Raw genomic sequence first — 15,308 nt, forward strand, 5'->3', positions numbered from 1 at the left:
GGCTTCGCGCTGGCTTAATCACACTTATGAACGACGCGCTTGGCGACGGTTAAACAGTGAACCGACACCCAGTAGCAGAAGCAGGACTGGGCCTAAGCTACCGCCGCTGGACTTTTTGTCTTCCAGCTCAACCGTGGCAATGGTTGCCGAGTTCAGGGTCGCACCACCCGTAGGTTGTGACAGGGCGACGCTGAAGGACTCCATCGACTCCTCGACATCATCGCTTAGCAGCTTGACGCTGATGGTCTTGTCGGCCATGTCCATGTCGTCCCACTTGATGACGCCCCAGGCGGCTTCGAAGTCTTCACCCGCCTTGGCCGTTGCATCCAGAGTGCGGTACTCCAGGGTCAGGGCGTTGTCGCTACCACCTTGACGTGAAACCGTCAGGGTCACAGTGCCATCGGCCTCGTTAGCCTCATAGTGAGTCACGGCAAAGCCAAGTACGCCAGGGACACGTTCATTCACGGTCAGTTTCACCGGAATAGACTGCATCTTGTATGGGCTGTTGCTGTTGAGCAGCACCTGAACCTCATACTCGCCCGGCGCCATGTTGGCGGCGTCCACATCCAGGGTCACCTGCTGGTTACCCGCGACGCTCAGGTCACCGACGTTAGGCTGTAGCGACAACCAGTTCACATCCTGGAAGTCACACACGCCAGTCTCGCCAGACTCGATCTCGAACAGCTGCTGCGCCTCGATATCCAGTGCCCAAAGATGGCCCTGACAGTCAATCGTCAGACCCGAGCCACCGCCGTCGGCACGACCGTCGATAGCGTAACCGCCGATCACCTGGTAATCGTTAGCCACATCCAGGATGTAGATATCGATATCCATAGGCTTAAAGCTGTTGGTCGCCACAAACAGGTGCTGTGATGTTGGGTTGAAGGCTAAGCCTGCGATAGGCAGACCCACATCGGTCGACTCAAGCAGAGTGCCGTCGCTGCCAAAGCGATGGATCAGGCCGTCGATGAATGAACCCGAGAAGAACTGGTCGTTCACCGCGTCATAGGCCAGGCCGCGCTGCGAGGTAGTCACATCTGGACAAAGACGCTTGCCAGTGGCCTGCTTCTCAACCGGATCCAACTCGTAGATACAACGCTCACCGCCCACCATGATCTGCCACAACTTGCCGGTGCGGCTGTTGTAGGTCATACCGGCGTGGGCACCACGGGTAGTCATCAGCGGATGCAGGTCGATCTTGTCTTCTGTCTTGGTACCATCTTGCTTGAAGCGATAGACCTTATCGTCACCACCAAACACACCCAGGTTGTTGATCCAGAGATCGCCCGTTGACTGGTCGAACACCACGCCGTTAGAGGCAACCAGATCGACTGCCCAGCTCTGTACCACCTGGCTCTCTTCGAGATCCGCCTGTGGCAGAATGTAAGGCACGCGGATCTTACGTGTCGTCAGATCCCACAGGTTCTTAGGTCCAAACTTACGACCACCGATAGCCAGCTTAGGCCCTTCGACAGGTGCGGCTAACGGCGCGTTGATCTCGCCTAGCTTAAAGGTCAGATCGTTGCTGCCCGAGTTTTGGATCTCAAAGGTTTCGCTCAGATTACGACCACTGGTCACCGCCAGCTCGATGGTTTCAGTTTCAGAGCTGAGACGACCCGCCTTGACACTGAAGTCCTTGGCAGTGACGTCATCGGCAGTCACGCTGACATTTTCATTGACGTCGGCGTAGCCTGCCTGATGCAGGTTAATCTGCTGCTCACCCTCGGCCGAGAAGATCACATACTGACCCTGATGATCGCTCACCGCCTTGTTGCCCAGACCGTCGACGATCTCGACGTTAGCCACAGGCAGCTGAGTGTTGAAGTCGGTAATGGTACCGGCCACCAGGCCACCCTCTACCGAGCTACAACCGCGGGCGATTGAGATATCGTCCACCTGAGCCCAGTTATCCCACTGCTTGGTATCGCCATAGATGTGGTGATAGTGCCAACGCAGGCGGAACTCGGTCGCACCGGCCACTTCACCGGCCAGGTCGTAGTCCACCAGACGCTCACGAGTCGTATCTGGATAGCTCAGTAGCGTCTTCCAGGCACCACCATCGACACTGATATCCAGGTCAACCATAGAGCCGCCGAAGATGCCGCCGACGAAGTCCAACTTGAACTGCAGCGCGGTGCTATCTTCCAGGGCACTGACCTGAATGCTTGGCGAGACCAGACTGGTGTCATACTTACCCCAGCCGTAACGGTCGTTATCTACTGCCGCCGACTTGCCGCTACCACCGGTAAAGTTAGGGCGATCCCAAGCGGTATTAGTACGCCACTCGATATCATCACCAGTTGCATCATTAACCACTGTCCAGCCCGCAGGTGGAAAGGTTTCGCCGTCGAAGTCTTCGACGATACCGTAGGCCTTGTAACCCGGGGCACTACAGACGCTGTTGTTTACATCCAGCGCTAAGGTGACACCGTTGGCGATCTGAGTATCGCTCGCCACGAAGTCCAGCGACTTCTCGTTGTAGCCGTTCAGCGCCGTAGAAGCGGTTATCTTATAGCCCCAGCCCTGGTACACCTCGACGCTAAACTCACCGGTTGCCGGGTCGTTCATCAGCTCAAAGTTTGGTGCCAATTCGCCAGCAAGGGCCAGCTTGGCCGCCAATGGCCAGCCGTGACCACTGTTATCCACTACCTTACCGGTTAGGGTAACCAGAGGTAGCGGCGACAGTGAATCGCTCAGCGTCTGCTCACTATCTTCGGCGATCGCCAGATCCGCGTGCTTGGCTTCTTGGTAGCCGTAGGCGCGAACGCTCACGTCATAGCTGCCCACAGGCATGGTCACTTCATAGTGGCCGTTCTCGTCGGTAAAGGCGGTTACTGCGCCGGCTTTCACCATGGCGTTAGCCAGTGGCTTGCCTTCGACGCCGGTCACTGTGCCGACCAGGGTACCCTGAGGACCCGTAGTACAGTTAGGGAACTTGAAGGAGCCGATGCGAGTCATCCAGTCGATGTCGCCGGCGTTCAAGTCGCCATAGTATTCCTGGGTATACCAGAAGGTACAATCATCCACAGGATCCACGCTCATGGTGCTGTAGTCACCCCAGCGACCGTTGGCGCCGCGTTGTGAACTACCACCGGCTACCAGCTCGTTTTCACCCTGTGGCATGGTATTTAGGGGATCCGATGCCAGACGGCCGGTATAACGTACCGACGGATAGGTGTTAGGGCCAGAGACTGTGTAACCCAGGGCGATGTTGCCCACGGCGTCCATGGCGACACTGCCCATCCAGCGGGTATCGCCATCAGGCGCGTAGCTGCTCTGCTGGTGAACCGTCGGCGTGGTGCTTGGGTTGCGGATCTCGTACCAACGTGGGCTCCAGCGGTTGGTATCGGCGTCACCGGTAAACACTGTGTGGTTGAGCACCATGGCCTCGTGATCGCCAAAGTTACGATAGGCGAGACGGAACATGAGACGATAAGGAATACGGTCCAGATAGTCTTCGCTGCTCACGTCAGGCTGAGGAATACAGCCGCCCTTACAGCCACTGAACTCCATGCCGGTCACCGGCAACATGGCGATCTGCTCGAAGGTAGACTGCTCTGGATTTTGCCAATCTGTCTTGAAGGCCCAGATATGCAGCTCATCGGTGGCAGGCCCCTGGCTGTCATCGATAGGTTGCACGAAGTAGTTTGGTGCGCCTTCGGGTGGCGGCGTCAGACCATCGAGGTCGGCCGGTAGCATACCGCCCAGCTCTGGTGCAGGATCGTCGAAGTAGACCATGCGGGCTGGTTCGCCGCGCAGCATCTTCTCACGCTCGAACACCACGGCGCCGGCGCCGCCCCACTGATCTTCACGACCATCGAGGTAGAATTGGTTCACCGACATATAGTAACCGTCTGGCCACACACCGAAGTGCGGGTAGTCGTTCATCTTGATGTCGCTGATCTTAAAGTCATACAGGTGCCATTCACCGGTAGGATCCGGCGTCTTAGACACGGCGACACACTCGTGGTAGTCAGACTGGTTGATGGCGAACTGGCTCATCATCCAGCGATCCGCCAGGGAATCGTAGAGCACGATAGGGTCACCATCGTTGTTCTGGGCACAGATGCCCCCCAGGCTCTTCCAAATCGCATTGGTGGGCGTTGGCGGGATCAGTTGATTGCCCTGCTTGTCCCAGATGGCGAAAGAGACGTTAACCATCTGCACATAGTGATTCGGGCCGACATCGCCTGTGGTATCGGGCGGGGCAACACGGTTGATATTGTCGATGCCGTCGAAGCTCATCAGCGGCGATGGCATGTTGTCGCCGAGGAAGTCACGCTGCACGGGATCGGCTGCGCCCAGGGCTAGGACGCCCATCGTCTTATTGGATTTGCTCAGGCCAGAGGCGCTCTTACCCATGCCACCAACGAAGGGGAGTTCGAAGTTTTGGATGATTTCGCTGGTCTTACGGGTGGTTTCACCGGACGCCGAATCCATCTTACCGCGCACAAGACGTGCCTTGGTATCTTTGCTCAAGTTGAGCGCAATATCGCGCAGCGCAGGGATAGTGACGTTATTAACAGACTTACTAACCACAGGTGCTGACGCAGCAGCCTGGGCGTGATTCACCGCCATCAGGCTGACAAAGCCGAGACACAGGCTGTTGTATAATGTTGACTTTTTGAACATAGTCAAAAGCCTCCTAGTTATTTTATTACTACCAAAATTGCACCTTAAGTCCGTGTTACCCACTTAGCATCGATGCGAATTTTTGTCGTTTGAGTGTGGTTGGTTCGTATACACAAGCTGTTTCACACTACAGGCAGAAATAAATAACCAACTGACAAAGATCAGTTTGGCGAAAAAAAGCGCCGGCTCACTCGGCTCGGCACGCAGGAACGCCGTCGCCAGAGCCGATTGGCTTGAACTCGCGGCTGACCGAGCAGGCAAAAAATTGAGCAAGAAGTTCGAGACAGAAGATTGAGATAGAAGATTAAAATGGAGAATTCGATGTAACGAAAACTATCTTAGCTTAGAAAGCCAAGACGGTTAGCGAATGAATGAGTAGGTGGTGAGGCGGACGCCCTAGGTCAGGCGTCTGAAGACTTGATCAACGTGATGTCGTGTACCAGTTCGGCCAGGGAGTCGCAGGTCATCTTCTCCATCACCCGGGCGCGGTGGATCTCCACGGTGCGTTGACTCAGCTCAAGCTCGATGGCGATAAGCTTGTTGGATTTCCCCATGACGATATTGTCGAGGATCTCCCGCTCACGTCCGGTAAGAGTCGCCAGGCGTTCTTTTATCTGACTCAGCTGCTGATGCACCAGACGCAGCTGCGCCTCCTGCTCCAGCGCCAGATTGATGCGATCCAGCAGCTCCTGATCGCGAAACGGCTTGGGGATGAAGTCGAAGGCGCCTTGGCGCATCGCCTTGACCGCCATGGGCACATCGCCATGACCGCTGATGAAGATGATAGGTAGGGATACCTGACGCTCGTTTAGCTTCTGCTGCAGCTCCATGCCGCTCATCTTGGGCATGCGCACGTCCAGCACCAGACAGCCTCTCATCTGCGGCGAATAGTCGTCGAGAAACTCCTGCGCCGAGCAGTACAGCTTGCAGGGTAGGCCGACGGACTCCATCAGGAAGGCCATCGCCTCGCGGATCGCCTCGTCGTTATCGACAATGTATACGGTTTGCTCTATTTGTTGCGCCATCGGCTCATAGGGTCTCGTTTTGTTATCTATCTAGGGTATTGCATCGAACTGGGTGAATTCAATCTAATTTTCCCGCACATCTGTCGCCCCGCCCCTCAGGCCCATTTACTTGCCTAGGAAAAATAGTTTTGCCCAACTGATCTTTGTCAGTTGGCCGGGCCAGCGCCTTGCTAAGGTATGCCCCTAAGCACACTGGAGTAAGCCGCATGTCTTTATCTTTGAACAGAATCACTTCATCGATACTCACATCGCTCCTCGTGTTGACCTCTTCATCGGGGTTGGCCGCGCAGTCGATTGAACGTATCACCATCAATGGCAACAGGAATGCCACTCAGAGTCCTGTTGCCACGACGGCGAACGTCAATACCCTTAATCCGGACGACAGCGATTCGACCCCGACTAACCTAGCACGTTTGTTGCATTCCGTTCCCGGAATTAGTTTTGTCGGCCAGGGAGGGCTTTTTCAAACCGTCGGACTCAGGGGGATGTCCCGTTGGCGAGTGCCAACCTTTATCGGTGACATTCCGCTCTACACAGAACGCCGGGCCGGAACGACAGCTTCATTCATACCGCCGCAATTTCTCGAATCGGTCAATGTGATCAAGGGGCCCTCCTCCACCTACTATGGCTCAGGAGCCCTGGGTGGTCTGGTGCAGCTCAACCCCAAGCACGCCCACAATGTGGCGGCCAGCCTGACCCTGACCGATGCCAAGTATGATCAGCAGACCCTGGAAGCCGGTAACGAGCAGTGGTCCGTGGCGTTGTCGAGACAACACGCCGGCAATAGCGAAGATGTGCAGGGCAACACCCTATATGATCATTTCGACCAGCAATCTGCGCTGATCGATCACCACTGGGCATTCGACAATGGCCTGGAGAGCGACACCTTTTACCTCTACAGCAATGGCGACGACATAGGTAAGTCCAGCAAGGACTATCCCAACAAGAAGATCGTCTCCTACCCGGACGAGCAGCACCACCTGCTGCAATGGCGCCTGACACGGCCTCACGACTGGAGCCTGAGCCTGTTCGCCCACGACCAGAGCCTGGAGACTGAGACCATACGCCCGGCAAAACGGGTCAACACTGTCAGTAACGAGTCGCTGGATCTTGGTGGTCACTGGGTCAAGGAGTGGCAAGGCGGCGACTTCAATGGCCGCTGGGGCGCCGATTATATCGCACGTCGTGGCGTCAAGGCTTCGGAGTTCGAGCGGTCGCTGAAAAATGACAGCACCAGCCAGCAGCAGAATATCGATGCCAGCCAGGATGAATACGCCCTATTTGCCGACGCCAGCACTCAACTGGATAGCTGGCAACTGGTGGCGGGGATGCGCGCCGCGCGCTATCAACAGTCCGGCGAGGGGGCAGAGGATCACTCAGACACCGCCGTCACCGGATTTATCGGCGCCGTCTATACCCGCGGCGAGCAGCAGGAGTGGAAGATTAACCTGGGCAACGCCTACCGCTTCCCTTCGCTGACCGAACACTACTACAGCGGCAGCACGGGACGTGGCACCATAGTGGCCAATAGCGACCTAGTGCCAGAAAAATCCACCACGGCCGAGCTGACCCTCACCGATGTCTATGGCGACTTCGCCTGGCAGCTGGCGGCCTACTACTCACGCGTCAGCGACTATATCGAGCGCGTCAGCATCGCCGAGGAGACGCTCAGCTATCGCAACGTCGACAGCGGCAGCATCAAGGGGCTGGAATATCGCATCGACTGGCGCCCCAGCGAGCAGTTTACCCTGGGTAGCACGGGCCAGTGGATAGACGCCGTCAGCGACGAGGGCGATCGCCTGGCCGATGCCGGTCGCAACGAGCTTGGCGTCAACATGGAATACAGATGGTCTGACTTTAGTTTCAGCACAGGCTATCGCTACCTGGCACCGGTCAAGGAGCCCGCCTCGGGCGAGCTGACCCGCGATGCCGCCAACCTGGTCGAGGCCGCCATGCGCTATCAGATCACCCCGAACCTGTCGGCAAAGGTGTGGAGCGAGAACCTCACCAACGAGAGCTACTTCTATAGCAGCGACGAGTTAGCGACCCTGGCTCGGGGCAGGCAGTTTGGCATCACCCTGAGCTATCAATTTCAGTAAGCAGAGTTAACCCCTGAGGTCGGCGTCAAGAGACGGGCACCCACCTCTTTTAACCTTAGCTATACTCCCAAAGCATGGATGCTTCTTTTTTTTAAGGCTTGCTAGTCAAGCCCATTAGCTCGCCCTTATCTCCGGCGTTTCCAGCGACTATTTTGGAGACCTTTTTAATTGAATACTCGTCTATTAAATATTCACCTATTAAAAATGTTTATGACTTGGATTTGAGCGCCATTATCGCCTTTAAAAAATAATTGTCCGGGCCATTAGGCTTTAGTCGATAAAAGCCAACCTGACACACAGAATTGCCAGGCCAATTTGTTTGATGCCTAGGTAAAATGGTAAAAATTAACCAATAAAAACCGTTAATTCCTCTCCCCATGAATATTGATAAACTCGATTATCATTCGCTGATCATTTTCGAATCCATCAGTCGTCACTTGAATGCAGGCCTGGTCGCCAATGAGCTGGGGATGAGCATCTCTTCGGTCAGCCGTCACCTTGGCATACTGCGCGATATCTTTAAGGACGTACTCTTCATCCGCCGGGCACAAGGGTTTGTCTTATCAGACAAAGCCATACAACTCCTGCCTTACATCAAGCAGTTGCTCCATGACTATCAGGTGATCAAACACAACCATATTCATTTCAATCCGCTCACCGCCCGGGGCCACTTTAAGATCTACGCCTATAACGAATTCACCTATGTGATCAACAAGGTGATTCATCAATATATATTGCCTCAGGCGCCTAATTTAACCTTCGAGGTGCGCACCCTCTCCAGCGACTGTAGCCGCGCCATAGAACATGGCGAGATTGACTTTGCCGTCGTCTACGAAAGGTTTAAAGATCACAAGATCATCTGTGAGATGTTTTCCCCCACCGAGGAGCTGTTTTTAATCGCCAAGGAGGGACATGCGGTATTTGAAGATGAATTTACCTTGGCCAACTTATGCCAATATGATTATTTCGCCCTGGATAATTATAACGATCTGCCCATGCCGCTACTGGAACAACTGGGTAAGACGGAAGGCAAGGCGGTTAACGTGCTCGGTGCCACAGACAATATCGCCGCCCTGAGCCGTCATATTCTCGATGGACGCGCCATCTCCATGAGCTGTAACGTCTTCACCCGCGAGTTTTATTCGCTGATCAAGGGAATACGAACCGCCACACTACCAAGCGCTCTCACCGAACGCCTACTCAAGCAGATCACCGTTGGTCGCACGGTCGGCAATTACCTCATCTACTCGGAGATCAACCAGTCTCCCACCCACCACTGGCTCAAGCAGCAGCTATTTAACGGCATACGTGATGAGTGGTATCTGGCCATGGGCCGCTAAAAAGAAAAAACTCTATCTATCAAAGCTAAGGATAAATAGAGTATCTAGGTAAAACCTTGGTCGCTAAGACAGGAGATGGGGGCAAGAGTGTCCTATCCGAGTGATTGACGACAAAGGCGGCCTAACAACAGCGTAATAAGATGCGCCGCCTCGAAATGACGCGGCGCTTTCTTTGGGTCAGACCTTACGGATCGCCACAGGCACACCATGTCTGGCGGTCGAACCAAAGGTTCGGTCCCGGTAGAGGCTGGCGCCCTTACGGCTAGGATCCACTATGTTGAAGGGGTTAGGACAGACACCCGTTCCTCTCGATGGAATGCCGGGAATCACCTGGCCATCCACCTCCAGATCGCTGGCGCCGAAGCACCAGTGGCCATAACCCATGCCCACCACTATGGTGTTGCGAGCCACCGTCTTATCGGCCTGCACTATCCCCTCGATATGTTTCCCCTTAGGAGACAGCACCTGCGCCCTATCGCCATCCTTGATGTCGAACTTGGCGGCATCATCCTCGTGCAGATGGATATAGTTGGTCTCACCCAGGGCCGTGATGCGTGGCAGCGCCACAGAATAAGGGCTACGAAGATGCAGCTTGAAGGTCGACAGGTTAAAGGGATACTCATTCACCTTCCACAGCGCACGCACCGCCGAGCCGTCCCAGAAGCGATCCACATCATAGACGGGTTGGCCGTCGTTATACTCGCCACTGTAGGAGTCTTTCACCCGGGCCAGGGACTCGTTGTACACCTGGAACTGAGTGTCCATGCGCATCATGGGGTTGAAAAACTCCCCTTCGTAACGCTCATCCACCCGCTCGTAACGTCCCCCACGGGTCAGCATGTAGGCGGTCGGCCCCACCTCCTCGGGCTTGAGTCTGGCCTTGAACAGCGGCAGCACACGATCCACGCTGGTAAAGGCGATATCTTCCTCCGTGGGCGATGGCAGCACAGATCCTGTGTGAGCGATATTGGCAAACAGCGGCACATAGAAGTCGGCCGGCTCATGAATCGGTAAGTCGCGTCCCTCGATGTCCTTAAACGCCTTGTCACCAAAGCCTGGCAAGCCTATCGCCTTGCTGATATCGATCAAGAACTGCTCCATGTTGACCTCTTGGCCATGGGCTGTCTTGACGTTACGCGAAGCCACCACGGGCACACAGGCCACGTCGCCGACAAACTCGCTGCCCCACATGCGTGAGTTGGCCCACTGCTCATACTGCAATGAGTCAGGCACTATATAGTCGGCGAACACATTGGTCTCGTTGATATAGGGATCCAGGGCGATGATTAGCCCCAGCTGCTTAGGATCTCTGATGGAGTCCTCCACCTGATCCTGCAGGCCTGAGCAGCCATAGATGGGGTTGGTTGCCCAGGTGATCCAGGCCTTGAACTGGAACGGGTTCTTGTTGGCATGGGCCACCAGCAGCTCGCCGCTGTTATCCTGCACAAAGGTGTTGTTCCAGGGCTGCTCCGCCGGGTAAGGGTTTATCCCCTTGGCCAGCTTCTGTTGATACTCATGGCTCAGCTCATAATCGCCGGAGCGCTCGGCGTTATAGCCGGTCAACGAGGTGTGCTCAAAATCCATCAGGTTATAGAGAGGGCCATCGTAGATGTCGTACATGGCGGCGTAGCCCACGCCCCCCATGTGCATCATGCCGCCCTTAGCGTTATGGGCGCCAACCAGAGTGCCCAGCATGATCATGGCGAAGGTAAACTGACCGCCGTCTGAGGCATTACAGCCGGTACAGGTCTCAATAGCCACGCTACGCCCGTGGGAGGTGAACTCCTTAGCCAACTCCTCTATTTTGGCCACAGGGATGCCGCAGCGCTCGGAGAGCAGGCGCATCGGATAGCCGTTCACCCTCTGCTTAAGCAGTGAGAAGGCTGTCTCCACCTGCAGCTCGACGCCATTACCGATCGCCAGTTTGCCCTTATAGAAGAGCTCGGCCGGTTGTTCGCTCTCGCCTGTCACCAGCTGACCCGTAGCCTTGTCGATCACCATCTTGATCTCGGCCTCGCCCACGCCACAAGCTTCGGCGGTCAGGAACTGGTTATACAGGGGATGACCAGGCTCTTTCACCACCAGATAGGTGGCGTTGGTGTAGTTGATCTCGCCGATGGCATCGGCGCAGGCCTGGCTGGGCGCCTCAAGATAGGCACGGCGATAGCGATCATGATTGATGATGTATTGCATCATAGCGAACATCAGCGCGGTATCGCCGCCCGAGACGATGGGCAGCCACTCGCCCTGGCCGTTATCCACCTCTGAGGTTAAGGAGCGCAAGATGGGATCGACCACCACATACTTAAAATCGGGGCGATCGCTACGGGCCTTGGCCAGGCGGCGCGAGCCCACGTTGAGACCGTTGCCACTGAGCCCAGGGTTGGTGCCTATGAAGATGGCAAACTTGGTCTCTTCATAGTCCACCTGAGGCAAGGCCATCTCGTCGACAGCATCGAAACAACCCAGGGCGCAACCCGCCACCTGTTGGTGACCACAGTAGGAGTCTTTATTGCCTATGTTGGGTGTGCCCCAGGACTCCTTGACGAAGCGGTGTAAAAAATCGGCCCGAGCCCCCTGCTCAGAGGAGGTAGAGACCAGCAGTTGATTCTTCACCGGACCGAAATCTGGATAACGCGGATTGGCCAGCGCAGGATTATCATGAATCGCCCTCAGCCCCTCGACCTTGCCCTCGCCAAACAGATCGCCGCCCTCAATCACCTCCTTGAGCAGCTGCTCATAGGAGATGCTCTGCCAGCGATTCTCACCTCGCTTGCCCACCCGCTTGAGGCACTGGGTGATACGGTGCTTATCCTCGAACGCATCGGGCACCGCATTACCGCGGCCACACAGAGTAGCGCGATTGCTTTGGCTCAGGCCGCTGACGGCGGAGAGTTGTAACATCGCCTCCTTAGGCGGCGTCTCCATGGTAAAGGGCTGGCCTGCGTTATTGGTCAGGGTATAGGGATTACCCACGGCGCGTAGCACCTTGTCTGTCTTGTTGTCTATGCTGACCCGAGCACCGCAGACGTTAAAGCAACCGAAACACTTGGAGAAGGCGAAACGCTGCTCAGGGTTTTCCACCAGTTGCTTGTCCTGATCAAAATAGTACTCAGGGGTCAGCGAGGTTGGGGCATAGCGGCTGATCTCGGCGTCGCTCGTGCTCGCCTTTGTTGCGGCCTTGGCGCCCAGCGCGCCAGTTGTCATCACGGCGGCAACCGAACCCGCCTTTAAAAAATCTCTACGATCCATGCTGCTACCTCTGCCAGGTTTGGGGAGAATTGATACTGTATGCCCTGTCGCTCTCGTCTTGGGTCAAGCCGATATAGAACACATTGGGGGAGGTTTGCTTACCGGCCTGCAACACCAGCGGCCTGTGCTGACGTATCAGCCTGGAGACCTCGCTCTCGGGGTCGTTAATGTCACCAAAGACACGGGCACCACCGGTACAGGTCTCGACACAGGCAGGCAGCAAGCCGCGGCTGGTTCGCTGAATACAGAAGTTACATTTATCCACGGTGCCCGTGGCTGAATGGGTGAAACGCACCCCATCGTAGGGGCAAGCCTGGATGCAGTAGTTACAACCGATACACAGCTCTGAGTCCACCACCACTATGCCGTCCTGCTCGCGCTTGAAGGTGGCGCCCGTCGGGCAGACAGACACGCAGGAGGGCCTGTCGCAGTTGTTGCAGAGGATCGGCATGTTAAACACATACTGCTTGCCATTCAGATCCACGCTGTGTTGCGGCACCTGGGTTCTATGCTCGTCAGGCAGGTTGCCGTTCTCTATACCACAGGAGACCACACAGGCCTTGCAACCGTTGCAGCGACCGAGATCGATCACCATGGCCAGACGCTTCTTACCCTGACGACGAATATCGGCGATCACAGGATCGGCGGGGATAAACATCATGCCTGTGGTTGCGATGGCGCCGCCAGCCAGGAGTTTGAGTGTTCTTCTTCTATCTAACATCTTTAGCTCCTAATAAGACTGACCGGCCAGTAACACCGAATAACGTAAGCAGAAGGCGCCGACTAAGGTGAGTGCGGCGATACCATACTCCTTAGCGTGAGACACGCCGACTCTGCCCATGATAGAGGTAAGGTTGAGTAGCAGTGGCAGCAACAGGCCAACCACTACGGCGCCGAGCCACCAGATCTTACCGGCCGATGTCGCCATCCCCAGCAGGTTATCCAGGCCATAGAACTTGCTCACATTGGCGATGGCGTAGACGAAGATACCCAGTACAAACAGCTCGATGAGCATCACCATGGAATCTGCCTTGGCGAAGTGATGATGTGGGTCGCTCTGCTTTAGCCAGGTCTTGACGATCAGCACCACGGCGGCGCCTGACGAGATGGCAGACACTAGGAAGATCACCACCAAGATGCTGTTAGACCAAACTATGTTGTGCTTGATGTCACCGATCAGCAGTGCCGTATAGGAGGCGACGCAGATCGCGAGGATCAGATTGATCAGCGCATAGCCACGGCTGGTAAAGGTCTCCTGATTACGCCGCTTGAAGGAGAAGCAAAACAGCAGCGCGAAGATGATCGCCAGGGTCAGCAGCCAGGTACCTATGCTCATCATGGAGCTGGGCTCGAAGGTCATAAACAGGCGATAGAAGCGCAGCAGCTTACTCATGTCGCCATTGAAGATGCCGTACTGGAACGAGGTCAGATCGAAGACGATCATCCCAGTGCCCAACATCAAGAGTAACAGGCCCGCGATGGCGCTAAACTTCGCGGTCGACCAGTGGTGGGCGTGAACCACCTTTTCGGACAGAACCAGGGCGCCACTGATAAACAAGGCCCCCGCTCCCGCACCGGCCAAGAACAGATAGGCTGCCACCAACAGCCCCCAATGCACTTCGCTCATAGACATTCCTTATTATTCTATTTACCTCTTTATTCCAGCCGATTAATTGATTGGCGTAGACATAAAGAAATTTAAGATGATATATAACAGACCAAACGGGAGAAATAGACTTATTCACCCTTATTAAAATCATACAAATCAAACCAAAATAAATAAGGAGCCAGATCACACTAACTATTAAGCGTATTCCCTCAATGGTGAGAATTTGAAGAAAGTGGTTATTTTCACTTTTCGAGAAATCATTTTGCGACTAACCCACAAAGTACCCAAGCATCACGAACAATACTTTAAGCAATTAAAATCAACAAGATAACAGTAACCCATTGAACATTTATTATCCTCATTATTCTCCTGCAAGATGCAAATTGCATTTTTACCAAAACAGAAAAAAGTCATTCAATCACAAATAAACAATATTTTAATAAAGGGTGATTATTTTATTTAAATCTATTTATTACAATCTAAGAACCACAATAAAAGTGGCAATCAAATAAATTAAAACAAGTTTAATACCAAGGTTTATTAGAACAGACTAAAAATAGTTTAAGGGTTGATAATGAATAAGATAATACTCTCCTCTTGCGCCTTAGCCATCGCCTGCACCATGAGCCAACCACTAGCGGCCGAAGAAAGTCAATTCGCCGCCTCAGGCGTACTCATGGGCCTCAGCAACTACCTATGGCGCGGCCAAACCATCAGCGACAACAAGCCCACCCTGCAGGGCGACCTCATGGTGGAACATGAAAGCGGCTTCTATCTGGGGACCTCATTCGAGACCTATCGATATGAAGACGAAGGCAGTATCTACAACGATTATGAGATAGATTACTACGGCGGCTACTACCAGATGGTCACCGAGGATCTGGGCCTGGGTTTCAATGCCATGAAATACACCTATGGGGCCGGTGGCTACAGCGTCGAGTATGCAGTAAGCATCGACTACAAGGCCCTCAATCTGACGGTGAACTACGATCAGGATGTGGAAGCTTGGTATACCGAGGTTAACTATGGCTTAGATCTGTTTAACGAGAGTCAACTGGTCGCGCACGTGGGCCTGTTTACCGATGCGGAAAACTATGGCTATCTCGACAATGGCAAGGTGGCCGATAGCATCTACGATGTTGGATTGCGCTATCGCTACCCACTGCTATCTCAGTTGGATCTCATGCTAGAGGCCAGCTACCAGGAGTTCGAACACGACCACTATATGATAGGTCTCGCCTACAACTTCTAGTTGCAGTCATACACAGAGTTAAAATAAGCAAGAGATGGGGCGCCGAAGGCGCTCCAGCTGTTTAGGCTAGAGGCTTGCGACTACTTGCTATTACTAGCA

The 15,308-nt window shown here is 54.6% G+C and carries 8 protein-coding genes; 3 read left to right on the forward strand and 5 right to left on the reverse strand.

Annotated elements, in window-relative coordinates:
* Window positions 1-24 precede the first annotated feature (24 nt).
* Entirely contained in the window at window positions 25-4,632 is a 4,608-nt protein-coding gene (locus SHEW_RS20175; RefSeq protein ID WP_011867035.1) for a Calx-beta domain-containing protein, read from the reverse strand.
* A 401-nt stretch (window positions 4,633-5,033) separates the two neighbouring features.
* A complete protein-coding gene (locus SHEW_RS16765; protein ID WP_011867036.1) occupies window positions 5,034-5,657 on the reverse strand; it encodes a response regulator transcription factor in 624 nt (207 codons plus the stop codon).
* A 206-nt stretch (window positions 5,658-5,863) separates the two neighbouring features.
* On the opposite strand from SHEW_RS16765, the gene SHEW_RS16775 reads away from it, so the two are divergent.
* Window positions 5,864-7,756: a TonB-dependent receptor plug domain-containing protein gene (locus SHEW_RS16775; RefSeq protein WP_011867037.1), complete on the forward strand. Its 1,893-nt coding sequence runs from the start codon at window positions 5,864-5,866 to the stop codon at window positions 7,754-7,756.
* Window positions 7,757-8,133: 377 nt separating this feature from the next.
* Entirely contained in the window at window positions 8,134-9,096 is a 963-nt protein-coding gene (locus SHEW_RS16780) for a LysR family transcriptional regulator (protein ID WP_011867038.1), read from the forward strand.
* Window positions 9,097-9,273: 177 nt separating this feature from the next.
* On the opposite strand, the gene SHEW_RS16785 is transcribed toward SHEW_RS16780, so the two are convergent.
* Genes SHEW_RS16785 through nrfD form a run of 3 tightly spaced genes read right to left on the reverse strand, consistent with a single transcriptional unit; the run spans window position 9,274 to window position 13,975 of the window.
* Window positions 9,274-12,348, reverse strand: coding sequence for a molybdopterin dinucleotide binding domain-containing protein (locus tag SHEW_RS16785; RefSeq protein WP_011867039.1), 3,075 nt, complete (start codon window positions 12,346-12,348; stop codon window positions 9,274-9,276).
* Between the two features lie 4 nt (window positions 12,349-12,352).
* Window positions 12,353-13,069, reverse strand: a complete 717-nt coding sequence (locus SHEW_RS16790; protein WP_011867040.1) for a 4Fe-4S dicluster domain-containing protein — start codon at window positions 13,067-13,069, stop codon at window positions 12,353-12,355.
* Window positions 13,070-13,078: 9 nt separating this feature from the next.
* Window positions 13,079-13,975 (reverse strand): NrfD/PsrC family molybdoenzyme membrane anchor subunit, encoded by an 897-nt coding sequence (gene nrfD, locus SHEW_RS16795; protein WP_011867041.1) that lies wholly within the window; start codon window positions 13,973-13,975, stop codon window positions 13,079-13,081.
* A 556-nt stretch (window positions 13,976-14,531) separates the two neighbouring features.
* Here nrfD and SHEW_RS16800 point away from each other — a divergent pair.
* Entirely contained in the window at window positions 14,532-15,209 is a 678-nt protein-coding gene (locus SHEW_RS16800) for a TorF family putative porin (RefSeq protein ID WP_011867042.1), read from the forward strand.
* The last annotated feature ends 99 nt before the right edge of the window (window positions 15,210-15,308 follow it).

This window comes from Shewanella loihica PV-4, from assembly GCF_000016065.1.
GTDB classification, from domain to species: domain Bacteria; phylum Pseudomonadota; class Gammaproteobacteria; order Enterobacterales; family Shewanellaceae; genus Shewanella; species Shewanella loihica.